Annotated in this window: 17 protein-coding genes, 1 tRNA gene and 2 rRNA genes; 12 read left to right on the forward strand and 8 right to left on the reverse strand. The window is 62.6% G+C overall.

The features are described 5' to 3' along the window. Positions 1 to 3 precede the first annotated feature (3 nt). The 10 genes from rrf (KW825_RS16890) to KW825_RS16935 all read left to right on the forward strand — a co-directional run bounded on the left by rrf (KW825_RS16890) (position 4) and on the right by KW825_RS16935 (position 10,242). Positions 4 to 118, forward strand: a 5S ribosomal RNA gene (rrf, locus tag KW825_RS16890). Between the two features lie 105 nt (positions 119 to 223). After that, positions 224 to 299, forward strand: a tRNA-Thr gene (locus KW825_RS16895). Between the two features lie 26 nt (positions 300 to 325). Further along, positions 326 to 440, forward strand: a 5S ribosomal RNA gene (rrf, locus tag KW825_RS16900). A 156-nt stretch (positions 441 to 596) separates the two neighbouring features. Next, a complete protein-coding gene (ebgR, locus tag KW825_RS16905; protein ID WP_042652959.1) occupies positions 597 to 1,562 on the forward strand; it encodes a transcriptional regulator EbgR in 966 nt (321 codons plus the stop codon). Positions 1,563 to 1,881: 319 nt separating this feature from the next. Continuing rightward, positions 1,882 to 4,956 carry a beta-galactosidase subunit alpha gene (ebgA, locus tag KW825_RS16910; RefSeq protein WP_218329871.1) on the forward strand — a complete coding sequence of 1,025 codons (3,075 nt, stop codon included), beginning with the start codon at positions 1,882 to 1,884 and terminating at the stop codon, positions 4,954 to 4,956. Further along, the gene (locus KW825_RS16915; protein ID WP_218329872.1) at positions 4,953 to 5,408 is read left to right on the forward strand and encodes a beta-galactosidase subunit beta; all 456 of its coding nucleotides are present in this window, start codon (positions 4,953 to 4,955) and stop codon (positions 5,406 to 5,408) included. The genes ebgA and KW825_RS16915 overlap by 4 nt, the downstream gene beginning before the upstream one ends. A gap of 103 nt (positions 5,409 to 5,511) precedes the next feature. Continuing rightward, the gene (locus tag KW825_RS16920) at positions 5,512 to 6,957 is read left to right on the forward strand and encodes an amino acid permease (protein WP_218329873.1); all 1,446 of its coding nucleotides are present in this window, start codon (positions 5,512 to 5,514) and stop codon (positions 6,955 to 6,957) included. 98 nt (positions 6,958 to 7,055) lie between these two features. After that, positions 7,056 to 7,394 carry a tRNA-binding protein gene (locus tag KW825_RS16925; protein ID WP_042652955.1) on the forward strand — a complete coding sequence of 113 codons (339 nt, stop codon included), beginning with the start codon at positions 7,056 to 7,058 and terminating at the stop codon, positions 7,392 to 7,394. Positions 7,395 to 7,542: 148 nt separating this feature from the next. Next, positions 7,543 to 8,985 (forward strand): amino acid permease, encoded by a 1,443-nt coding sequence (locus KW825_RS16930; RefSeq protein WP_218329874.1) that lies wholly within the window; start codon positions 7,543 to 7,545, stop codon positions 8,983 to 8,985. Between the two features lie 279 nt (positions 8,986 to 9,264). Next, positions 9,265 to 10,242 (forward strand): bile acid:sodium symporter family protein, encoded by a 978-nt coding sequence (locus tag KW825_RS16935; protein ID WP_218329875.1) that lies wholly within the window; start codon positions 9,265 to 9,267, stop codon positions 10,240 to 10,242. A gap of 66 nt (positions 10,243 to 10,308) precedes the next feature. Here KW825_RS16935 and ovoA read toward each other — a convergent pair whose 3' ends face one another. After that, positions 10,309 to 12,459, reverse strand: coding sequence for a 5-histidylcysteine sulfoxide synthase (gene ovoA, locus KW825_RS16940; RefSeq protein WP_218329876.1), 2,151 nt, complete (start codon positions 12,457 to 12,459; stop codon positions 10,309 to 10,311). A gap of 362 nt (positions 12,460 to 12,821) precedes the next feature. Between ovoA and KW825_RS16945 the strand changes: the two genes are divergently transcribed. Beyond that, entirely contained in the window at positions 12,822 to 13,544 is a 723-nt protein-coding gene (locus KW825_RS16945) for a head GIN domain-containing protein (protein WP_218329877.1), read from the forward strand. Positions 13,545 to 13,608: 64 nt separating this feature from the next. On the opposite strand, the gene KW825_RS16950 is transcribed toward KW825_RS16945, so the two are convergent. The 3 genes from KW825_RS16950 to KW825_RS16960 are packed head-to-tail and all read right to left on the reverse strand — an operon-like array spanning position 13,609 to position 16,201. Next, positions 13,609 to 14,115 (reverse strand): DinB family protein, encoded by a 507-nt coding sequence (locus KW825_RS16950; protein ID WP_218329878.1) that lies wholly within the window; start codon positions 14,113 to 14,115, stop codon positions 13,609 to 13,611. Positions 14,116 to 14,174: 59 nt separating this feature from the next. Continuing rightward, positions 14,175 to 15,023 (reverse strand): S-formylglutathione hydrolase, encoded by an 849-nt coding sequence (fghA, locus tag KW825_RS16955; RefSeq protein WP_218329879.1) that lies wholly within the window; start codon positions 15,021 to 15,023, stop codon positions 14,175 to 14,177. Positions 15,024 to 15,073: 50 nt separating this feature from the next. Then, a complete protein-coding gene (locus tag KW825_RS16960; RefSeq protein WP_218329880.1) occupies positions 15,074 to 16,201 on the reverse strand; it encodes an S-(hydroxymethyl)glutathione dehydrogenase/class III alcohol dehydrogenase in 1,128 nt (375 codons plus the stop codon). 118 nt (positions 16,202 to 16,319) lie between these two features. Between KW825_RS16960 and KW825_RS16965 the strand changes: the two genes are divergently transcribed. Continuing rightward, positions 16,320 to 17,225: a LysR substrate-binding domain-containing protein gene (locus KW825_RS16965; protein WP_218329881.1), complete on the forward strand. Its 906-nt coding sequence runs from the start codon at positions 16,320 to 16,322 to the stop codon at positions 17,223 to 17,225. A gap of 72 nt (positions 17,226 to 17,297) precedes the next feature. On the opposite strand, the gene KW825_RS16970 is transcribed toward KW825_RS16965, so the two are convergent. The 4 genes from KW825_RS16970 to KW825_RS16985 all read right to left on the reverse strand — a co-directional run bounded on the left by KW825_RS16970 (position 17,298) and on the right by KW825_RS16985 (position 22,034). Beyond that, positions 17,298 to 18,263, reverse strand: coding sequence for an ABC transporter permease (locus tag KW825_RS16970; RefSeq protein WP_042652946.1), 966 nt, complete (start codon positions 18,261 to 18,263; stop codon positions 17,298 to 17,300). Between the two features lie 2 nt (positions 18,264 to 18,265). Continuing rightward, positions 18,266 to 19,384 carry an ABC transporter permease gene (locus KW825_RS16975; protein WP_042652945.1) on the reverse strand — a complete coding sequence of 373 codons (1,119 nt, stop codon included), beginning with the start codon at positions 19,382 to 19,384 and terminating at the stop codon, positions 18,266 to 18,268. After that, a complete protein-coding gene (locus KW825_RS16980; protein WP_042652968.1) occupies positions 19,381 to 20,949 on the reverse strand; it encodes an ABC transporter ATP-binding protein in 1,569 nt (522 codons plus the stop codon). Before KW825_RS16980 ends, KW825_RS16975 begins: the two co-directional genes overlap by 4 nt. An 86-nt stretch (positions 20,950 to 21,035) precedes the next feature. Next, positions 21,036 to 22,034, reverse strand: coding sequence for a BMP family protein (locus KW825_RS16985; protein WP_042652944.1), 999 nt, complete (start codon positions 22,032 to 22,034; stop codon positions 21,036 to 21,038). Positions 22,035 to 22,270: the final 236 nt, after the last annotated feature.

The raw sequence follows: 22,270 nt of genomic DNA on the forward strand, positions 1-22,270 counted from the left end.
TTGCCTGGCGGCCATAGCGCCGTGGAACCACCTGATCCCATGCCGAACTCAGAAGTGAAACGCGGTAGCGCCGATGGTAGTGTGGCATTCGCCATGCGAGAGTAGGACACTGCCAGGCTCCTAATTACGGTCACAGCGATGTGATTGGTCGTGCAGCGACGTAAGGTTGTTGCGGACAACAGATTTAGATAACGCACACAGTGTGTTCTTTACCGGTTAGTGTGCTGATATGGCTCAGTTGGTAGAGCGCATCCTTGGTAAGGATGAGGTCCCCAGTTCGACTCTGGGTATCAGCACCAGTTTTAAGTTAGTGATACAGCTTTTGCCTGACGGCAATAGCGCCGTGGAACCACCTGATCCCATGCCGAACTCAGAAGTGAAACGCGGTAGCGCCGATGGTAGTGTGGCATTCGCCATGCGAGAGTAGGACACTGTCAGGCACCTATTTAGAAGAGGCCTCCCATGCGGGAGGCCTTTTTGCTTTGGTGTTTTTTCCTGTTCTGATGGGTTTCTTTTAGTAAAAATGCTGGGCTGTCAGCATGTTGCCCGTTACTCTTGGACTGGTATTGTCGCGAGTCATCGCCAGAGGAGTATGCATGGCCACATTGAAGGAAATAGCGCTGGAGGCGGGGGTTTCCCAGGCCACGGTGTCACGGGTGCTCAATGAGGATCCGACGCTGAGCGTCAAGGAAGAGACCAGGCAGAAGATCTTCGAGATTGCCGAGCGACTGGAGTACAAGACCAGCAGCGCCCGCAAGGGGGTGCACAAGAGCAAGCTGCACTTTCTGGCGGTCTACGCCTACCCGCAGAGCACCGAGGTCAACGACCCCTATTATCTCGCCATCCGCTACGGCATCGAGACCCAGTGTGCCCGCCTCAACATCGAGCTGACCCATTTCTACAACGGTGCCGAAGGGCGTGAGCTCTCCGCCGTCGACGGCATCCTGGTTATCGGCCATCTGCCGCCGGAGCGCCTCGCTGCGCTGTATTCTCTTTCTGCCCAGCTGGTGTTTGTGGATTGCCGCTCCGAGGGGGAGTTCGATTCGGTGGACGTGGATCTGGCGCTGATCAGCCAGCAGGTGGTGGACTTCTTCATCGCCCAGGGGCATGGCCGCATCGGCTACATCGGTGGTCAGGACGAGGCACCGGATCTGCGGGAGCTCGCCTTCCTCGATTACGGGCAGCGGCTGGGGGTGGTGCGGGAGAGCGACCTCTATCGCGGCGATTTCTCCAGCGCCTCCGGCTATCGGCTGGCGAAGGAGATGCTGGCCGGCGACTGGCCCCGTGCCCTGTTCGTGGCCTCTGACTCCATCGCCATCGGCGTGCTGCGGGCGATCCATGAGAAGGGGCTGGCCATTCCCCTGCAGATCGAGCTGATCAGTGTGAACGACATTCCGACCGCCAAGTTTACTTTCCCGCCGCTCTCCACGGTGCGGATCCACTCCGAGTTGATGGGCTCCCAGGGGGTCAATCTGTTGGTCGAGCGGCTGCGCGACGAGCGGGAAGTGCCGCTACGGGTACTGGTTCCCAGCCGACTGACCCTGCGCGGCACCACTCGGTAGTTTTAGTAAAATTATCCTTCCCCTGTTGCTCCATATCCCTATGGAGCAACGGCCTTCCTCCCTCCTGCATTGACTCCTACCATTAAGAAAAACACTTAAGTATTTGTTTTTAAATACTATACATCTATCTCTTGCTGACCCCGCCAATATCTATGCCATTCAGGCAGACAGCCCCCTCTTTTATCTCCTGCTTCTGATCCCGCTCACAAATTGGGCTATCTTATGTGATCAGGTTAAAACTTTACCGATTATCATCTGATATTTAGTAAATGTTTATCTAGAGTTTACCCAGCTACCTTGCCTTGTTCCGGGAGGACATGTGAATAACTGGGAAAACGTTCAATTCGTTGGTGAACACAGACTGGCACCCCGTGCCTACTTCTTCTCTTATGCCGACAGCTCTGCGGCCGCCACCCTGCAGCGGGAGCTAAGCCGTCGCTTCCTCTCCTTGAGCGGCCAGTGGCAGTTTCATTACTTCGAGCATCCCCTGCAGGTGCCGGAGGCCTTCTATCACAGCCCCATGAGCGACTGGGGTCAGATCACGGTGCCCAACATGTGGCAGATGGAAGGCCACGGCCATCTGCAATACACAGACGAAGGTTTTCCCTTCCCCATCGATGTGCCCTTCGTGCCGAGCAACAACCCCACCGGCGCCTACCAGCGTGGCTTCACGCTGAGCCCGGCCTGGGCGGGCGAGCAGGTGATCATCAAGTTCGACGGGGTCGAGACCTACTTCGAGGTCTATGTGAACGGTCAGTATGTGGGCTTCAGCAAGGGCAGCCGCCTGACCGCCGAGTTCGACATCAGCGCCTATGCCCAAACCGGCGAGAACCTGCTGTCGGTACGGGTGATGCAGTGGGCGGATTCCACCTACATCGAAGATCAGGACATGTGGTGGATGGCGGGGATCTTCCGCGACGTCTACCTGGTGGGCAAACCCAGAGTCCATGTGCAGGACTTCTTCATCCAGACAGCGCTGGCCGACGACAACCAGAGCGCCACCCTGAGCTGCGACATCGCGCTTGAGAATCTCGGCGAGTCGGCTCGGGATCACCGGCTGGTCTGGTCCCTGCTGGATCAGGGGAGCGAGATCGCCAGCGGCGCGCTCGACAGCCTGACCATAGATGGCAAGCTCGACTGCCGCTTCAGCCTGGATCTGGCGAACCCCCATCTGTGGAACGCCGAGGATCCTTACCTCTACCAGCTGCAGCTGTCGCTCTATAACGAGCGGGGCGAGCTGCTGGAGGTGATCCCCCAGCGGGTCGGGGTACGCGAGATCACCGTCAAGGACGGGCTTTTCTACGTCAACGGCCAGTACCTCAAGCTGCACGGGGTGAACCGCCATGACAACGATCACCTCAAGAGCCGGGCCGTCGGCATGGATCGGGTGGAGCGCGACATAGTGCTGATGAAGCAGCACAACCTCAACTCGGTGCGCACCGCCCACTACCCGAATGACCCGCGCTTCTACGAGCTGTGCGACCAGTACGGCCTGTTCGTGATGGCGGAGACCGACGTGGAGACCCACGGCTTCGCCAACGTCGGCGATCTGAGCCGCATCACCGATGACCCCTCCTGGGAGCCGGTGTTCGTGGACAGGATCGAGCGCCACGTCCACGCCCAGAAGAACCACCCCTCCATCATCATCTGGTCCCTGGGCAACGAGTCCGGCTACGGCTGCAACATCAGGGCCATGTACCGGCGCTGCAAGGCGATCGACCCAACCCGGCTGGTGCACTACGAGGAGGATCGCGACGCCGAGGTGGTGGATGTGGTCAGCACCATGTATTCCCGCGTCTCCCAGATGAACTGTTTCGGCGAGTTCCCGATGGAGAAGCCGCGCATCCTCTGCGAATACGCCCACGCCATGGGCAACGGCCCGGGTGGCCTCAGCGAGTACCAGCAGGTGTTCGACCGTCATCCCCACATTCAGGGTCACTACATCTGGGAGTGGTGCGATCACGGCATTCTGGATCAGGACGCGCAGGGCCGCCCGGTCTACAAGTACGGCGGCGACTACGGCGACTACCCCAACAACTACAACTTCTGCATGGATGGCCTCATCTACCCGGAGCAGACCCCGGGACCTGGCCTGCGCGAATACAAGCAGGTGATCTGCCCGGTCAAGGTGCGGGCGCTGGATCTGGCGAGCGGCAAGCTTGAGCTGGAAAACCGCTACTGGTTCTCCAATCTGGACGACATCCGCCTGCTGGTCGAGGTGAAGGCCGAGGGTGAGCTGCTGGGAAGCCAGCAAATCTGTCTGGAAGGGGTTGCCCCCGGTGCCATCACAGAGCTGCAACTCGAGCTGCCATCCCTCGATGGGCGGGAAACCTTTGTCCAGCTGCGGGTCATCAAAGCCAGCGCCACTCGCTACAGTGCGGCGGAGCACGAGCTGGGCCAGTACCAGTTCCGGCTCAAGGAGTCGACTCGCCAGCTGCAGCCCTTTGCCAACCCCAACGCCACGGCGCTGCAGATCGCCGACGAGCGGCTCGCGCTGACCCTGACCGGCAGCGGCTTCGCCCTGCGCTTCTCCCGCCTCGACGGCAAGCTGGTGAGCTGGCAGCAGGATGGCATCGAGCTGATTGAGCGGGCGCCGCGCCTCACCTTCTTCAAGCCGATGATCGACAACCATAAGCAGGAGTACGAGAGCCTGTGGCACCCGAACCACCTGCAGATCATGCAGGAGCACTTCCGTACCCTGAGCTGGCGTCAGCTGGGGGAGGCGGTCGAGGTGACGGTGGAGAGCCTGATCGCGCCGCCGGTGTTCGACTTCGGCATGCGCTGCCGCTATGTCTACACCCTGAGCCCGAACGGCCAGCTGCATGTGGCCCTCAGCGGCCAGCCTTATGGCGGTTATGACGACATCATTCCCAAGATCGGCTTCGAGCTGAGGATCCGCCAGGACCTCGATCGGGTGCACTACTTTGGCATGGGGCCGGGGGAGAACTACCAGGACAGCCGCCAGAGCAACTGGATCGACTGCTTCCAGAGCACTGTGGCCGAGATGTGGGAGCACTACCCCTTCCCGCAGGACAACGGCAACCGCCAGCAGGTGCGCTGGGCGACCCTGAGCAACCGCCACGGCGCCGGTCTCTACGTGCGACCGGATGCCCCCATCAACCTGAGCGTCTGGCCCTACAGCTGGGAGCATATCCATGCCGCCCAGCACATCAACGAGCTGGAGCCCTGCGGTCATCTCACCCTCAATCTGGATCACAGGGTGCTGGGGCTGGGCTCCAACTCCTGGGGATCCGAGGTGCTGGACTCCTGGCGGGTGCGCTTCGAGCCATTCAGCTTCGGCCTGACCCTGTTGCCCATCGCCCGCGGCAACCTCAACCCGGCCGCGCTGGCCGGGATCGATCTCAGTATCAACGGCGGGAGGACGCTCGCATGATCACCCTGGACAACCTGACCCTGTTCAAAAACATCTACCGGGAGGGCAAGAAGTGGGGCCGCTGCGTGGAGGCCATCGACAACCTGCCGAACCTCAAGCCCGGCGTCTGCCACTCCATCGGTGACTCCCTCACCTACCGCCTGCAGGAGGGGGCCAGCCCGGCCACCGCCCTGTTCGAGGGGCAGCGCCGCTACTTCGACATCCACTACTACCTGGAAGGGGAAGAGACGGTGGAGTGGGCCGAGAAACGCAAGCTGTGCACCGAGCAGGCCTACGACGACACCACTGACCGCGAGTGGCTGGCCGGCGAGGTGCAACAGCGCCAGCGGGTCGGCAACGGTCAGCTGGTGATCTTCGAGAATGACGAGGCCTATCGCTTCGTCGGCGATGGGTCTGTGCGCAAGCTGATCATCAAGGTGACCATCGAAGGCGGCTACTTCAAGAACAAATAACAACCTGCTGCTTCTGTACTGATAAAAGCCGGAAGGGACGGGGCTCCCCTACACCTCATGTCCCGCCCTTCCGCACACAATAACTACACGCCGGAGATGCACGATGTCTGATTCCAAACGGAATACGATAGGTAAGTTCGGGTTGCTGTCGCTCACCTTTGCGGCGGTATTCAGCTTTAACAATGTCATCAACAACAACATTGAAATCGGTCTGGCGTCAGGCCCGATGTTCTTTCTGGCCACCATTTTTTACTTTATTCCGTTCTGCCTCATCATCGCGGAATTCGTGTCACTGAATAAGAACTCCGAGGCCGGCGTCTATGCCTGGGTCAAAAGCTCCCTCGGCGGTCGTTGGGCCTTCATTTCCGCCTACACCTACTGGTTCGTGAACCTGTTCTTCTTCACCTCGCTGTTGCCGCGGGTGATTGCCTACGCCTCTTATGCCTTCCTGGGCTACGAATACATACTCACCCCGCTCGCCACCACGGGTCTGAGCATGGTGCTGTTCGCCTTTGCCACCTATGTCTCCACCAACGGCGCCAAGATGCTCGGTCCCATCACCTCGGTGACCTCTTCCCTGATGCTGCTGCTGACCCTCTCCTACATCCTGCTGGCGGGTGCGGCCTTGATCGGTGGTGTACAGCCTGCCGATCCCATCACGGTAGAGGCGATGATCCCCGATTTCAGCTGGGCGTTCTTGGGTATTACTACCTGGATCTTTATGGCGGCCGGTGGCGCCGAGTCGGTGGCTGTCTACGTGAATGACGTCAAAGGCGGCTCCAAGTCTTTCGTGAAAGTGATCATCATCGCCGGGATCTTCATCGGCGTGCTGTATTCCATCGCGTCAGTGCTGATCAACGTCTTTGTGCCGAGCGATACCCTGAAATATACCGGCGGCTCGGTGCAGGTATTCGAGGGGCTGGCCTCTTACTTTGGTCTGCCCGCCATCTTGATGAACCGCTTCGTGGGCCTGGTCTCCTTCACCGCCATGTTCGGCTCCCTGCTGATGTGGACGGCCACTCCGGTGAAAATCTTCTTCTCCGAGATCCCGGCCGGCATCTTCGGCAAGAAGACGGTCGAGCTGAACGAAAACGGCGTGCCGGCCCGTGCTGCCTGGATCCAGTACCTGATAGTGCTGCCCCTGATGCTGATCCCGACCCTGGGCTCCAACACCGCGCAAGACCTGATGAACACGGTGATCAATATGACGGCGGCCGCCTCCATGCTGCCACCGCTGTTCATCATGCTGGCCTACCTGAACCTGCGCCTGAAGCTGGATCACCTGCCACGGGAGTTCAAGATGGGCTCACGCACCACGGGGATCGCCGTGGTCTCGGTGCTGATCGCCATCTTCTCGGTTGGTTTCCTCGCCTCCACCTTCCCGACCGGCGCCGACATCATGACCATCGTCTTCTACAACGTGGGCGGAATAGTGATCTTCCTGGGCTTCGCCTGGTGGAAATACAACAGATACGAAGCCTCCCTGAGCGAGGAGGCGCGGGTGAAAGAAGCCCAGCCGGCCGCTCAGGTGTTCATCCAGGCGCCCTGATCCCCAGAGCAAACCAGCCCGAGTGGCCAAGAAAGAGAGAAACCGGGTGGCGGCGGCCACCCGTTACCGGTTGAACCACAGAGCATGAGGAGAATGGAATGAGCGAGACGATCGAGTTTGCCGAATTCAAACGGGTCGAGATGAAGGTGGGCAGGGTGCTGGAGGTGGTGCGCCATCCCGGGGCCGACAAACTCTATATCGTCCAGATCGACGTGGGTGGCGAGCGGCCGCTGCAGACGGTCACCAGTCTGGTGCCCCATTACAGCGAAGAGGAGCTGATGGGCAGTGAGGTGGTGGTGCTGACCAACCTCAAGCCGACCAAGATGCGCGGCGAGCGATCCGAGTGCATGTTGCTCTGCGCCGAGACCCCGGACGAGAGCCAGAGCGTGCTGTTGCAGCCCCGGGTGCCGATGGCGCCGGGCACCCCGATAGTGTGAGGGCGGGATGACGCCAGCCCGGGCCAGCTTGCGGTGCCCAGGCCAACAATAACAAGAGAGTAAACGGCCCGGCCAGCAGGCTGGAGTCGAACACATTCAGAGTCATGGCGCCCTCATGCGAAGGGGCGTGAATCCACCGGAGGACAATATGTCTGAATCAGTACGCGGCACCATAGGCAAGTTTGCCCTGTTGTCGATGACCTTTGCCGCCGTGTTCAACGTGCGCAACATCGTCAACAACAACATCGAGCTGGGGCTGAGCTCAGCCCCCGTTTTCCTGCTGGCCACCATCGTCTATTTCATCCCCTTCGTGTTCATCATTTCCGAGTTCGTCTCGGCCAACAAGCACTCGGAATCGGGCATGTATGACTGGCTCAAGAAGCCGCTCGGCACCCGGATGGCCTACCTCGGCTCCTTCCTCTACTGGTTCGTTAACCTGTTCTGGTTCGTCTCCCTGCTGCCGAACGTCATCGCCTACGCCTCCTACGCCATGCTGGGGTATGAATACAGCTTCTCCCCCATGGTGACCTCGGTCATCTCCATCGCGCTGTTCGCGGCGGCGACCCATATCTCCACCAAGGGGGCGACCTGGCTCGGCAAGATTGCCGAGCTGGTGGCCTACGGGGTGTTCGCCCTGTTCGCCATCTATGTGCTGGGGGCGCTGATGGCGTTGGGGGGCGATCACGTGCCGGCCGAGCCCATCACCCTGGCGGCCATGACGCCAACCATCAACTGGGCGACGCTCGGCATCATGTGCTGGATCTTCCAGGCGGCCGGTGGCGCCGAGACGGCGGCGGCCTACCTCAATGACGTCAAGGGCGGCCAGAAGTCCTTCATCAGGGTGATTATCACCGCCGGTGTGATCATCGGTGCCATGTATGCCATCGGCTCGGTGCTGGTCAACGTGTTCGTGCCGCGGGAGAGCCTCACCTACGCTGGCGGCATGGTGGAGATCTTCACCGGCATGGCGCAGTACTTCCAGCTGTCGGAGGCGCTGGTCGGCCGGGCGGTCGGGGTGGTGCTGTTCATCGCCATGTTCGGCTCCATGATGATGTGGACCTCGGCGCCGGTGAAGATCCACTTCTCCGAGATCCCTCAGGGCGTCTATGGCGAGAAGACCACCCAGCTCAACGAGCATGGGGTGCCGGTGCGCGCCGCCTGGTGGCAGTTTGTGTTCGTGTTCGTGATGCTGGTGGTCAACGGCTTCGGCTCCGAATCGGTGCAGCAGATGATGAACACCGCCATCAACCTCACCGCGGGCACCGCCATGCTGCCGCCGATCTTCATCATGGTGGCCTACTTCGTGTTCCGCTGGAAACACGACGACACCCCCCGCGAGTTTCGCATGGGCTCGCGTGGGTTCGGCATGAGCGTGGTGTCTGTGCTGATCGCCATCTTCGTGATCAGCATGAGCGCCTCCGCCTTCCCGACCGGGGTGGATCTGGTGCGCGCCTTCTTCATCAACGTCTTCATGACGGCGGTGTTCTCGGCGCTGGCCTACTGGTGGATCTCCCGCTTCGAGAAGCGTCAGGCTCGCAAGCTGGCCGCCGGCGACAAGGCCCCTGGCCAGGGTGCCAGCCTGGCCAAGTAACACCGCACCGCGGTTTTCAAACAGCACGGGTGGCCCAGGGGCCACCCGTTTTTTTGTGCCATCTGCGCCTGGTGGCGAGCCCGGCTGTGCCAGCTCGCTCAGCAGCAAGCCGAAGGCGTTTAATTTCGGCGGCATCCCTCAACTTTGCGCCTCCCCGTTATCGGGGTAAGCTGGGTCCGTTTCGACGGGAGGTGCCAGACATCTCCCGCTCTGCTGCCTGTCGTCCCTTGTCCCGACCTCCTCGCGAGGGCGGGATCCGTTTTCTGATGGAGACCGCTCGTGCGTCTGGATCCCTTTACCTCTGTGCTTATCCTGGTGGTCACCCTGGCCTCCCTCTTCCCCTGCGAGGGGCAGGTTGCGATCTGGTTCGCGCTGCTGACCAAGCTGGCGGTGGCCATGCTGTTCTTCATGCACGGTGCCAAGCTGTCGCGCCAGAGCCTGCTGGCGGGGCTGGGCCACTGGCGGCTGCACCTGGTGGTGATGGCCAGCACCTTCCTGCTGTTCCCGCTGCTGGGGCTCTTGCTCAGCCCGCTGGTGCCGCAATGGCTGAGCCCGGCCATCTACCTCGGTTTCCTCTATCTATGCGCGCTGCCCGCCACAGTGCAGTCGGCCATCGCCTTCACCTCCATGGCGGGGGGCAATGTGTCGGCGGCGGTGTGCAGCGCCTCGGCCTCCAGCATCCTCGGCATATTCCTCTCGCCGGTGCTGGTGGGCATGATGATCAACGTGCAGGGGGAAGGCATAGACACCTGGCACTCCATCCAGGCCATCATGGTGCAGCTGATGCTGCCGTTCGTGCTGGGCCATCTGTCACGGCCGCTGATCGGCCGCTGGGTCGACAGCCACAGGCCGCTGATCGGCAAGCTGGATCAGAGCTCCATCCTGCTGGTGGTCTATGTGGCCTTCAGCGAGGCGGTGGTGCAGGGGATCTGGCACCAGGTCGGCTGGTACGATCTGGCCAGCATAGTGCTGCTCAGCTGCGTGCTGCTGGCGCTGGTGCTGGGCTGGAACGTCTGGATCAGCCGTCGGCTCGGCTTCGACAAGGCGGACGAGATCACCATCGTCTTCTGCGGCTCCAAGAAGAGCCTGGCCAACGGGGTGCCCATGGCCAACGTCATGTTCCCGGCCGCCAGCGTCGGGGTCATGGTGCTGCCGCTGATGATCTTCCACCAGATCCAGCTGATGGTGTGCGCCGTGCTGGCGCGCCGCTATCACGAGCAGGGGGTCCAGCCCCTGGTCCCCGACCAGGAGCTTTGACCTTGTCGCGGTGAAAAAAGAGGGAGGCCATAGGCCTCCCTCTTTGCATTCCCCGGCTGGGCGCCCTCAGCGTTTGCGCCAGACGGTCAGCTGCGCCACCGTGTGCTGGTACTTGCGAGCGGTCTCGCGGATGACGAAGGGGACATCCCGGGGCGGGCATAGCTCCTCGAACTGTGCCGCCAGCAGCCGTTGCAGTGCCTGATGGGTGGACAGTGCCTCGCCATTTTCCCGGATGCCGCCGAGCCAGTTCGCCTTGGGGGTATAGTCGGTCAGCCAGGTGTAGGGGCTGGTGAGCAGCAGCAGGCCGCCGCTGCGCAGACGGGGGGCTATGTCGCGCAGGAAGCGGGCGGGTTCGCGCAGCCGATCGATCAGGTTGGAGGCGAGCACCAGATCGTAGTGGTCGTACTTGGGCTTGAGGTTGCAGGCATCCCCCTGGCTGAAGTGGATGCGATCCGCTTGCGCAGGCCCGAGGTCGTGACTCGACAGCCGCGCCTCGCAATACTCCACCAGTTCCCCCTCCACCGGCATGGCGTAACGGAAGCTGTCCTGGCTGGCGAGGGAGAGCGCCACGTCGATGAAGCGGGCCGAGTAGTCGACCCCGTCCACGTGCTGGAAGTGGCGGGCCAGCTCGAAACTGGCGCGGCCGGTGGCGCAGCCGATGTCCAGCGCCCGCTGGTGGTTGCCGCACAGCTCGCCGGCCAGATCGGCCAGGGTCTTGGCGTAGTTGGCCACCCCGAAGTGGGTCGGACCGTACTGGAAGTCCAGGTATTGGGCGACCAGGGTGTCGGTTTCGTAAGGATTCACTGTGATGGCTTCCTGATAGCGGGAGACCAGATAGCGGAAGCCCGCATGCTGGAAGAAGTGGCGGCGGAAGGCATAACGGGACGACTTGAGCGCCTCGTTGCCGGTGCTTGCCCAGCTGCCGCCCTTGATGAGGCTGTGCTTGCCATCGAAGGTGGGGGTGGAGAAGTCATCGTAGAGCGGGTGTACCCGAAAGCCGTCGAAGCCATCGATGGCGGTGCTGGTCCATTGCCAGACGTTGCCCACCAGATCGAAGAAGCCGGCCTGCGGGCAGGCATCCACCGGACAGGGGGAGGCGAAGCGCGCCAGGTTGAGGTTGCCGGGTGCCTCGATCCAGTCCGGCTGATCCCCCGCCAGCGACTCGCGCAGCAGCGCCCACTCCGCCTCGCTCGGCAGCTGGATGGGCAGGCCGGTCTGGGCCGCCTTCCAGCGACAGAAGGCGGCGGCCTCCAGCTGATTCACCTCGACCGGCCAGTCCCAGGGCATGGCCACCCGCTCGGTCATCAGCCGCAGTTGCAGCTGCTCGGGCTCGGCCGGGGAGCCGAGCCAGAAGCTGGGCATCTGCGCTTTGGCATACTGGCACCAGCCCCAGCCTTCGTCATCCCACCAGGCCTGCTGGCGGTAACCACCGGCCTGGACGAACGCGAGGTATTCGGCATTGCTCACCAGCATGCGGCTGGCCTGGAAGGAAGGGATCTCGATGTGGCGTTCGCCGTATTCGTTGTCCCAGCCGTAGGTGGCGTCCTGCTTGCCGAGGCGTACCCGCCCCGCCGCCACCGGCAGCAGATCGTTGAGGGGCACCTCGTCGATGCGATGGCAGGCCTCGCCGCAGCTGGGCCACTGGGGCTGGGATCGCACCCAGGCCAGCGGCAGCTGGCGGATCAGCACGCTGGAGGTCTCGAGGTGGATGCGCTCGTGCTCTGTCCCCATCAGGATGACCCAGGCCGGGCTCTGCCAGTCGATGGGCAGGGTCAGTGGCATCTGCTGGATGAAGTCGATCACCCGGGCGCGCACCTTGGCGCGGTAGTGTCGCAGCTCGGCCACCCCGGGCCAGTCGTAGTGGGTCTCGTCCAGATCGTCCCAGCTCATCTCATCCACCCCGATGGCGACCATGGCCTCGATGCGGGGGTCGATGCGGCTGTCGATCAGGCGGGCCGCCAGCAACTTGTTGATGAAGAAGGCGGCGGTGTGGCCGTAGTAGAAGATGAGCGGATGACGCAGCGGGATCGCCTTGTTGAACCAGGCGCGCTCATCGGCCAGGCAGTCGAACAGGCTGTCGTAGAGTGCGAAGGTCTGGCAGAAGTAGTCGAGCAGCTCGCGCCGTTTCAGCTCGGGATCCTCACCGGTCAGCAGCGGGGTGCGGGTCGGGGCAGGCAGGCCGCTGGTGCTGGCGAACTGGTGGCTGGCTTGGGTCACGCTTTGACTCCTCGTTGGCAGTGAAGACTGACAAGACAGTGATGGCGACAAGGCCGCCATGGCGGGCCGCATGGGCAACAGGCTATTACTATTGGCTCAACAGACCGGTGGCACAACAGAAAACTTCCATGGCCTATCAGCGTAGTGGCCCCCGGGAGGTGCGGTCAACCGGGAGCCGCCACCCCGACTGGGGCTGGTCAGTCTGACCAACTTGTGGTCTAAATGACTCTCTGTTTATTGGTCAGCATGCCGCCTCAGCCATAGATATCGATGTAAATCATAGGGTTGATGATGTGGCATGGAGTTTGCCATCTTGAGAGACAGAGACATGGGATGCGACCAATGACAACGAGGAATGTGGCATGACACGGATGATGGGGATGGCATTGATCCTGGGGCTGCTGAGTGGATGCAGCTGGCAGGAGGATACCGAGGTGGTGGGGACGGGAGCCGTCATCGAACAGCGGCAGCCGCTCGGCGAGATAGACAGGGTCGCGGCCATGGTGCCGGCGACCATAAGGATCCTGGCCGGTGACGAGCCGGGGCTGAGCATCAGAGGGCAGGAGAACCTGCTGCCGCTGCTCAGCGTCACCGAGCGCGGCAACCAGCTGGAGATCGAGGTCGAGGATGGCTATAAGCTCGCCCCCACCGAGCCGCTGGAGCTGACCATCACCCTGCCCAGATTGCGCGAGCTGGCCCTGGCGGGCAACAGCCAGGGGGAGATAGGTCACTTCAAGGGCGACAAGTTGGTGCTGTCACTGGCCGGTTCCGGCGGTATCCAGGCCCAGCGGCTGGAGCTGGACAGCCTAGAGGGCAATATCGCCGGCTCGGGCGGACTGGATCTGGGATCCGGCACAGTCCGGACCCTCGAGCTGAACATCGCCGGCACCGGTGATGTGCAGGGCAGCCGGCTGGAGAGCGGCGAGGCCGAGGTCAATATCGCCGGTAGTGGCGACGTGGAGGTTAGAGCCAGGGAGCGGCTCAATATCAACATCGCCGGCTCCGGTAGCATCGCCTACTGGGGCGATCCCAAGGTCGAGCAGCGGGTCGCGGGCTCAGGTTCGGTCACCCGCGAGGGGAGCTGAGCACGGCACGAGAAAAAGGCCCTGAAAGGGCCTTTTTTTATGGTGCACCGTCACTGAGGCGGCTTCATTCCAGCGGGAGCTGCAGCCCCAGATCCGCATTGAGTCGCATCAACAGCCATTGCATGCCGGCGAGATGCTGGTGGTCATGGCTGGCGAGCAGGCGTACCAGCCCATCCAGCGTCACCTCGCCATAGCTGCCATAGTGGGCCCGTCGGCGCCAGGCCGAAGCAGGCAGGGCGCTGAGCCAGTCGACCGTCTGGGTTCGGGCGGCACGAAATCGGGCCAGCTGCACGGCGGGATCCTGCCGTGGGTAGTCGTTATCCTGCGCCAGCTGATAGCCATCGAGGGAGGCCAGCAGGGGCAGCGTCTCAGCCAGGGTGCGCCGGAAGCGCAGCTGATAACCCAGCGTCTCTATGTCCAGCAGATGGCAGAGGTGCCCCTGGGCCGAGAAGCGCTCAGAGGGGACGCCTGCCCAGTTGGCGGGCTCCCAGTTCAGGCGGTCGCCGGGCACCTGAGCAAACAGCTGCTCGAAGCGATCCGGCGTGGTCAGCAGTGCGGTAAAGAGATTCATCCTTGATTCCTGTTCCTTGGCCAAGCCGGGCCTCGACTCTTGCCGACCCGCGAGCGCGGTTAGAGCTGTTCGCCGAGGTGACGGGCGTGGAAGCGCAGGTGCGCCTCGATGAAGCTCGCCACGAAGTAGTAGCTGTGATCGTAGCCGGCGTGGCGGTTGAGCTCCAGCGGCCAGTCCTTGGTCGCCGCGATTTCGGCCAGGGCATCGATGCCGAGCTGCTCCTCCAGGAAGGGATCGTCCAGCCCCACGTCCACCAGGGTCGGCAGGGGGGTTGGCTCGTGGTGGCGCAGCAGCTGGCAGGCATCCCACTCCTGCCACAGCAGGGGGTTGTTGCCGAGATAGGCGCCGAGTGCCTTCTGGCCCCAGGGGCAGCGGCTCGGGTGGCTGATGGGGCTGAACGCCGACACCGAGCGATAGCGGCCGGGTTCACGCAGGGCGGCGATCAGGGCCCCGTGTCCCCCCATGGAGTGGCCGCTGATGGCGCGCCGGGTCGAGACCGGGAAGTGGGTCTCGATGAGTTCGGGCAGCTCGCGGGTGACGTAGTCATACATCTGGTAGTGGTCGCGCCAGGGGCTGACGGTCGCGTTGACGTAGAAGCCGGCCCCCATGCCGAGATCGTAGCCGGGGTCGTCCGCGATGCCGTCACCGCGCGGGCTGGTGTCCGGCGCCACCAGGGCGATGCCGAGTTCGGCGGCGATGCGCTGGGCACCGGCCTTCTGCATAAAGTTCTCATCGGTGCAGGTGAGGCCGGAGAGCCAGTAGAGCACGGGCACCTTCTGGCCGGTGAGGGCCTGGGGTGGCAGATAGACGGCAAAGCGCATCTCGCAATCGAGCAGGTCAGAGCGATGGCGATACTGCTTGTGCCAGCCGCCGAAGCTTTTGTTGCTGCTGATGATGTCCAGATTCATCGAGGGACTCCTGGCCCCGCCGGCCCGTTGGCAGGCGGGGCTGTCATGGCTCAGTAGTGGATGACGGTGCGGATGCTCTTGCCTTCGTGCATCAGCTCGAACGCCTCGTTGATCTGCTCGAGGGGCATGGTGTGGGTGATGAAGTCGTCGAGGCGGAACTCCCCCTGCATGTAGCGCTGCACATAGCTCGGCAGCTCGCTGCGACCGCGTACCCCACCGAAGGCACTGCCGCGCCATACCCGGCCGGTGACCAGCTGGAACGGACGGGTGCTGATCTCCTGGCCTGCACCGGCGACGCCTATGATGACTGACTCGCCCCAGCCCTTGTGGCAGCACTCCAGCGCCGCGCGCATCACCTTGACGTTGCCGATGCACTCGAACGAGAAGTCGACGCCGCCGTCGGTGAGCTCGACGATCACCTCCTGGATGGGCTTGTCATAGTCGTTCGGGTTGATGCAGTCGGTGGCGCCCAATTTTCGGGCCAGCTCGAACTTGCTCTCGTTGATGTCGATGGCGATGATGCGGCCGGCCTTGGCCAGGCGGGCGCCGATCACGGCGGAGAGGCCTATGCCCCCCAGCCCGAAGATGGCGACGCTCTCACCCTCCTTTACCTTGGCGGTGTTCATCACGGCACCGATGCCGGTGGTGACGCCGCAGCCGAGCAGGCACACCTCTTCCAGCGGGGCGGCCGGATCCACCTTGGCGATGGAGATCTCGGGCAGCACAGTGTATTCGCTGAAGGTGGAGGTGCCCATGTAGTGATAGATGGGCTGACCATCCTTGGAGAAGCGGGTGGTGCCGTCCGGCATCAGCCCCTTGCCCTGTGTGGCGCGGATCTTCTGGCACAGGTTGGTCTTGCCGGACTTGCAGAACTTGCACTCGCCGCATTCCGGGGTGTAGAGCGGGATGACGTGATCCCCCACCTTGACGCTGGTGACGCCCTCGCCGATGGACTCGACGATGCCGCCGCCCTCATGGCCCAGGATGCAGGGGAAGACCCCTTCCGGATCTTCACCGGACAGCGTGAAGGCATCGGTGTGGCAGACGCCGGTGGCTTTGATCCGCACCCGCACCTCACCGGCCTGGGGCGGCATGACCTCCACCTCTTCGATGGAGAGGGGCTGGCCCGGGCCCCAGGCGATGGCGGCCTTACACTTGATGCTCTGAACCTGTGCCATGGATGACGTCCTCTTGTTGAATGGGTGAACGGAAAAGGGTTCGGACGTTGAGTGTAGTTTCCCGCCGATTTGGTGATAATAAGGCTAAATCTCAAATCACTTTTACACATAGGTAATAATGTTCGGCTGGGAAGGCGTTTGTGAATTTGTCAGCGTGGCGGAGCAGGGTGGTTTTACCCCGGCGGCGCGCAAGCTGGGGGTGTCGGTGGCCCAGGTCAGCCGGCAGGTGGCACAACTCGAAGACAGGCTGCAGGCCAAGCTGCTGCTGCGCACCACCCGTCAGGTGCGGCTCACCGAGCTGGGCGAGATTTATTACCGCCACTGTCGCCAGCTGCTCGACAACCTCTACGAGGCCGAGCTGGCCCTCGGCCAGCATCAGGCCCAGCCGCAGGGGCTGCTGCGCATCACGGCCCCGGTCTCCTATGGCGAGAGCCGCATAGCGCCGCTGGTGAACGACTTCATGGTGCGCTTCCCCCAGCTGGAGGTGACCCTCAACCTCACCAACCAGCTGCTGGATCTGGTGCACGAGGGGTTCGATCTGGCGATCCGGCTCGGCCATCTCAAGGATTCGACCCTGGTGGCGCGCAAGCTGGCGCAGCGGGTGCCCTATGTGTGTGCCTCGCCGGCCTACACGGTGCGGCACGGCATGCCCAACAGCCTCTCCGAGTTGTCCCGCCACCGCTGCCTGGCAGGCAATGGCGATGAGTGGCACTTCACCCTCAACGGGCAGCCCCACAGCGTGCGGGTGCGCGGCCTGCTGCAGTGCAACAGCGGCCATGCCCTGTTGGACGCGGCCCTGAAGGGGATAGGCATCATCCAGCTGCCGGACTACTACGTGAGCGAGCACCTCGCCCGGGGGGAGCTGATCGAGCTGCTGCCCGAGCTGCGGGCACCACAGGAGGGGATCTGGGCGCTCTATCCCCACAACCGCCACCTCTCCCCCAAGGTGCGGCTGCTGGTGGACTATCTGGCCGAGCGGCTGTGCGATCCCCAGCAGCCGGCGCTGGTGCGCCCTATCGGCTGAGTGCTCCGGCGGCATAAACAGGCGCCATAAAAAAGGCCCACTTGCGTGGGCCTCTTGTTGCAGGCGGGAAGGTCATTCCCGTTCCTTGACGTAGGGGGTGCCGAGCGCCTTGGGCGCCACCGCCTTGCCGATGAAACCGGCCAGCAGGAACACGGTCAGTACGTAAGGCAGCGCCTCTATGGCCTGCACCGGGATCGGGAAATCGCCGATGCTGACCCCTTGCAGCCGGATGGCGACGGCGTCGAGGAAGCCGAACAGCAGACAGGCCGCCATGGCGCTCCAGGGCTTCCACTTGCCGAACACCAGCGCCGCCAGCGCCATGAAGCCCTTGCCCGCGCTCATGTTGGGGATGAACTGGGCGGTCTGGGCCACGGCCAGGTAGGTGCCACCGATACCGGCAAGCAGGCCGCCGATCATCAGCGCTGTGTAGCGCATCCGCACCACTGAGATGCCGGCGGTATCGACCGCGGCCGGTGCCTCGCCCACGGCGCGCAGACGCAGGCCGAAGCGGGTGCGGAACAGCACCCACCAGGCCAGGGGCACGGCGGCAAAGGCCACGTACTCCAGCAGGGAGTGGCCGCTCAGCAGCTCGCTGTAGAGCTGGCCGACGACAGGCACGTCATACAGCTCCTTGGCATAGGGCAGATCGATGGGGGCGAAGCGCGAAGCGCCGGACAGCGCCGGAGTCTGGCCGCCCTGATCGAACCAGTAACGGCCAAGGGTGACGGTCAGACCGGCCGCCAGTATGTTGATGGCCATGCCGCTCACCACCTGATCGCCGCGGTGGGTGATGGTGGCGAAGCCGTGCAGCAGGGCGAACAGGACTGAGACACCGACCCCGGCGCCCAGCCCAATCCAGGCCGAGCCGGAGACCGCCGCCGCCGCACCGCTGGCGAACGCCGCCGCCAGCAGCTTGCCTTCCAGCGCGATGTTGACCACCCCGGAGCGCTCGCAGAACATCCCGGCCATGGCGGCCAGAATGAGTGGTGGCGCGGTGCGAATGGTCGCATCTAGCATCAATATCAGGGTTTCGAACATGGTCAGGCTCCTTTGACTTGCGCGGTTGAGCGGTTGGCAAATGCCAGATAGCACTGCTCGATGCGCGGACGCAGCATGTGCTCAAGCGCGCCGCAGAACAGGATCACCAGACCCTGCAGCACCACCACTATGTTGCGATCCACCCCGAACTCGAAGCTGAGCTCGGCGCCGCCCTGATAGAGGAAGCCGAACAGCAGGCTGGCGATGATGACGCCGACCGGGTGGTTGCGCCCCATCAGGGCCACCGCGATGCCGGTGAAGCCGAAGCCTTCCACGAAGTTGAGCTTGATCTGGTGCAGCTCGCCCTGCAGCACGTTGAGGGCGAAGAAGCCCGCCAGCATGCCGGAGATCACCATGGCCAGGATCACCACCTTGGGATAGGAGATGCCCGCGTAGGCGGAGGCGCTCTGACTGGCCCCGACCGAACGGATCTCGTAACCCCAGCGGGTATGCCAGATGAAGACCCACACCAGCACGGCACAGATCAACGCCCAGACGAAGCTGATGTTGAGCGGGCTGTTCGGCATCGCCACACCGAAACCGGCCGCCAGCTCGCTGATCTTCGGCAGCCAGCTCGCCACGGCGAACACCTTGCTCTCGGTGGCCATGGATCCTGGCGGCTTGAACACATCGACCAGCAGGTAAGCCATCAGCGAGGCGGCGATGAAGTTGAACATGATGGTGGTGATGACGATGTGGCTGCCGCGTTTGGCTTGCAGCCAGGCCGGGATGAAGGCCCAGGCCGCGCCGAACAGGCCACCGGCGATGATGGCGAGCGGCAGCAGCAGCGCAAACGGCAGCACGTCGCCGAGCAGCAGGCAGACCAGTCCCACGCCGAGGCCGCCGATATAGGCCTGGCCCTCACCGCCGATGTTGAACAGACCGGCGTGGAAGGCCACCGCCACCGCCAGACCGGTGAAGATGAAGCCGGTCGCGTAGTAGAGGGTGAAGCCTATCCCCTCGCCGGTGCCAAAGGCGCCGTACCACATGATGTCGGCGGCATCGAGCGGGTTGATGTCGAGGTAATAGAACAGGATGGCCGACACCAGGAAGGCCAGCAGTATGTTGATCGCGGGCAGCACGCCCACGGAGATCCAGGCAGGAATACGTGTCTGGCTCATGGGCGAGCCTCCTTGGCAATCTCGTCTGGGACTATGTTAGCCATCATCAACCCTATGGTGCGTTCGTCCGCCTTGGCGCCATCCAGCTCACCGACGATGCGACCATCGGCGATGACCAGGATCCGGTCAGACAGACTCATGATCTCGTCCAGCTCCACCGACACCAGCAGCACGGCCTTGCCCTTGTCGCGCATGGCGATGATCTGCTGGTGGATGTACTCGATGGCGCCGATGTCGACGCCCCGGGTCGGCTGACCGATCAGCAGCACATCCGGGTTCTGCTCCACCTCGCGGGCGATCACCAGCTTCTGCTGGTTGCCACCGGAGAAGTTCGCGGTCTTGTGGTCGGGATGGGGCGGGCGCACGTCCCACTTGTCCATCTTGGCCTGGCAATCCTGCAGGATCGCCTCCTTGTTCTGCAGCCAGCCCCTGTTGTACTGGGGGCGGCGGTGATAGCCGAGGATGAAGGCCTCTTTCGCCTCGAAGCGATTGATGAGCCCCATCTTGTGGCGATCTTCCGGGATATGGCCGAGACCGAAGTTGCGCACCATCTCGGGATCGGCCGGCTGTGCCACGCTCACCTCATGGGCCTTGCCGCCGCCGGTGATGGTGAAGCTGCCCTTGCTCGGCTGGAGGATGCCGCCGAGCAGGCTGAGCAGCTCGGACTGGCCGTTGCCGGAGACGCCGGCGATGCCGACCACTTCACCGGCCCGCACCTCGAAGCTGACGGACTTGACCCGCTCCACCTTGTTGTCATCGATGTAGCTGAGGCCTTCGACCTTGAGCTTGGCCGCGCCCGGCTGGGCTTCGCCCTTGTCGACCTTGAGGCGCACCTTGCGGCCCACCATCAGCTCGGCGAGCTGCTCCTTGTCGGTATCCTTGGTGGCGACGTGGGCCACCATCTCGCCCCGGCGCATGATGGAGACCTGATCCGTGATGGCCAGGATCTCCCGCAGCTTGTGGGTGATGAGGATGATGGTCGCGCCCTGATCCCGCAGCTTCTTGAGCACCTCGAACAGGTGATCCGCCTCTTGCGGGGTCAGTACCCCGGTCGGCTCGTCGAGGATCAGGATGCGGGCGCCGCGATAGAGCGCCTTGAGGATCTCGACCCGCTGTTGCAGGCCCACCGGCAGATCCTCGACCTTCTCGTGCAGCGGCACCTCGAGACCATAGTCCCGCGCCAGCTCGCCGAGCAGCTTCTCGGCCGCCGCCAGGCTCTGGCCAAGGTGCCAGCCGTTTTCCGCGCCGAGGATGACGTTCTCCAGCACGCTGAAATTGTTCACCAGCATGAAGTGCTGGTGCACCATGCCCACGCCTGCGCCGATCGCATCTTGTGAGCCATGGGGTTTGAACGGTTTACCGTCGATCAGCATCTCGCCCTTATCGGCGTGGTAGAAACCGTAGATGATGCTCATCAGGGTCGACTTGCCGGCGCCATTTTCGCCGACGATGCCGTGAATACTGCCTTTTTGAACCTGAAGGTCGATCTGCTTGTTGGCGTACACTTCGCCGAACCGCTTATCGATACCTCTTAATTCGATGGCATAGCGATCTGTCTGGTCCATGATGCAGTCCTTGCGGGTCATGAATTAGAGACTAAAAACCGGCCCGTACGGGCCGGTCATCTTGGATTGAGAGTAGTAGCGGTGACTCAGTATTTGCAGGAGTTGTCACTCATGTAGTCGTGCACCTTGACCTTGCCGGAGATGATGTCGGCCTTGATGGCGTCAACCTTGGCCTTCATGTCCGGGGTGATCAGCTTCTCGTTGTCTTTGTCGAGTGCCCAATCCACCCCGCCTTCGGCCAGACCCAGGGTCTGGATACCCGGCTTCCAGCTGCCCTTGGCGGCGTCATCCCAGGACTTGTAAGCGGCCAGGCCAACATCCTTGACCATGGAGGTCAGCATGGTGCCAGGTTGCAGGTGGTTCTGGTTGGAATCCACGCCGATGGCCAGCTTGCCTTCATCTTTGGCAGCCTGGTAGACACCGATACCGGTACCGCCGGCGGCGGCGTAAACCACGTCGGCGCCCTTGGCGAACTGGGACTTGGCCAGCTCGGCACCCTTGGCCGGGTCAGCAAAGGCGGCCGGGGTGGAGCCGGTCATGTTCTGGTACACGTCGATCTTCGGATTGATGTACTTGGCACCCTGCTCGTAGCCGCACTGGAATTTGCGGATCAGCGGGATGTCCATGCCACCCACGAAGCCGACCTTGCCGCTCTTGGAGGCGATGGCTGCCAGCGCACCCACCAGGAAGGAGCCTTCATGCTCCTTGAAGATGAGGGACTGTACGTTCGGCTTGTCGACCACCATGTCGATGATGGTGAACTGGGTTTTCGGGAATTCGGTGGCGACTTTCTCTACCGCGGAACCCATGTTGAAGCCGACGGCGACGATGGGGCTGTTGCCACGGCTGGCCAGACGGCGCAGACCCTGCTCACGCTGGGCTTCGTTCTGGGGTTCGAACTCCTTGACCTTGACGCCTTTGTCCTTGTTGTAGACTTCGACGCCATTACGGAACACGGCTTCGTTGAAGGATTTGTCGAATTTGCCGGCGGTATCATAGATGACGGCGGGATCGGAGGCTGCCTGGGCGGACAGGGCAGCGAGGGTGAGGGCGGCCACGGTGGCCAGCTTGAGCACTTTAGTCACGATCGTATCCTTGATTGTTATGTGAGGGTCCACAACCTGTTATCAGCAGGTCATAAAGCACGCCGGCTAACTGTAAGTGAGCCAGCCTGTGGGTCAAGGGGATCATAAAGGAAAAACGTTTGCGTTAACGGTTTGAAATATAAGCAAATTGATTTATAAGTGTTTGTTTTTGTACTTGTTTTCAGATGTAAATGCTGCGATCAATAAGGCTCAAATGACATTTTTGTTTATATTCA

The sequence above is a fragment of the Aeromonas sp. sif2433 genome, assembly GCF_019218705.1.
In the GTDB taxonomy this organism is placed as follows: domain Bacteria; phylum Pseudomonadota; class Gammaproteobacteria; order Enterobacterales; family Aeromonadaceae; genus Aeromonas; species Aeromonas encheleia.

What these genes read in the sequence shown, in the direction of transcription:
- KW825_RS16945 (WP_218329877.1), top strand. Translation starts at nt 12,822, where the DNA reads ATGACACGGATGATGGGGATGGCATTGATCCTGGGGCTGCTGAGTGGA.
- KW825_RS16980 (WP_042652968.1), bottom strand. Translation starts at nt 20,949, where the DNA reads ATGGACCAGACAGATCGCTATGCCATCGAATTAAGAGGTATCGATAAG.
- ebgR (WP_042652959.1), top strand. Translation starts at nt 597, where the DNA reads ATGGCCACATTGAAGGAAATAGCGCTGGAGGCGGGGGTTTCCCAGGCC.
- KW825_RS16915 (WP_218329872.1), top strand. Translation starts at nt 4,953, where the DNA reads ATGATCACCCTGGACAACCTGACCCTGTTCAAAAACATCTACCGGGAG.
- KW825_RS16970 (WP_042652946.1), bottom strand. Translation starts at nt 18,263, where the DNA reads ATGTTCGAAACCCTGATATTGATGCTAGATGCGACCATTCGCACCGCG.
- KW825_RS16925 (WP_042652955.1), top strand. Translation starts at nt 7,056, where the DNA reads ATGAGCGAGACGATCGAGTTTGCCGAATTCAAACGGGTCGAGATGAAG.
- KW825_RS16930 (WP_218329874.1), top strand. Translation starts at nt 7,543, where the DNA reads ATGTCTGAATCAGTACGCGGCACCATAGGCAAGTTTGCCCTGTTGTCG.
- KW825_RS16965 (WP_218329881.1), top strand. Translation starts at nt 16,320, where the DNA reads ATGTTCGGCTGGGAAGGCGTTTGTGAATTTGTCAGCGTGGCGGAGCAG.
- KW825_RS16920 (WP_218329873.1), top strand. Translation starts at nt 5,512, where the DNA reads ATGTCTGATTCCAAACGGAATACGATAGGTAAGTTCGGGTTGCTGTCG.
- fghA (WP_218329879.1), bottom strand. Translation starts at nt 15,023, where the DNA reads ATGAATCTGGACATCATCAGCAGCAACAAAAGCTTCGGCGGCTGGCAC.
- KW825_RS16960 (WP_218329880.1), bottom strand. Translation starts at nt 16,201, where the DNA reads ATGGCACAGGTTCAGAGCATCAAGTGTAAGGCCGCCATCGCCTGGGGC.
- KW825_RS16975 (WP_042652945.1), bottom strand. Translation starts at nt 19,384, where the DNA reads ATGAGCCAGACACGTATTCCTGCCTGGATCTCCGTGGGCGTGCTGCCC.
- KW825_RS16950 (WP_218329878.1), bottom strand. Translation starts at nt 14,115, where the DNA reads ATGAATCTCTTTACCGCACTGCTGACCACGCCGGATCGCTTCGAGCAG.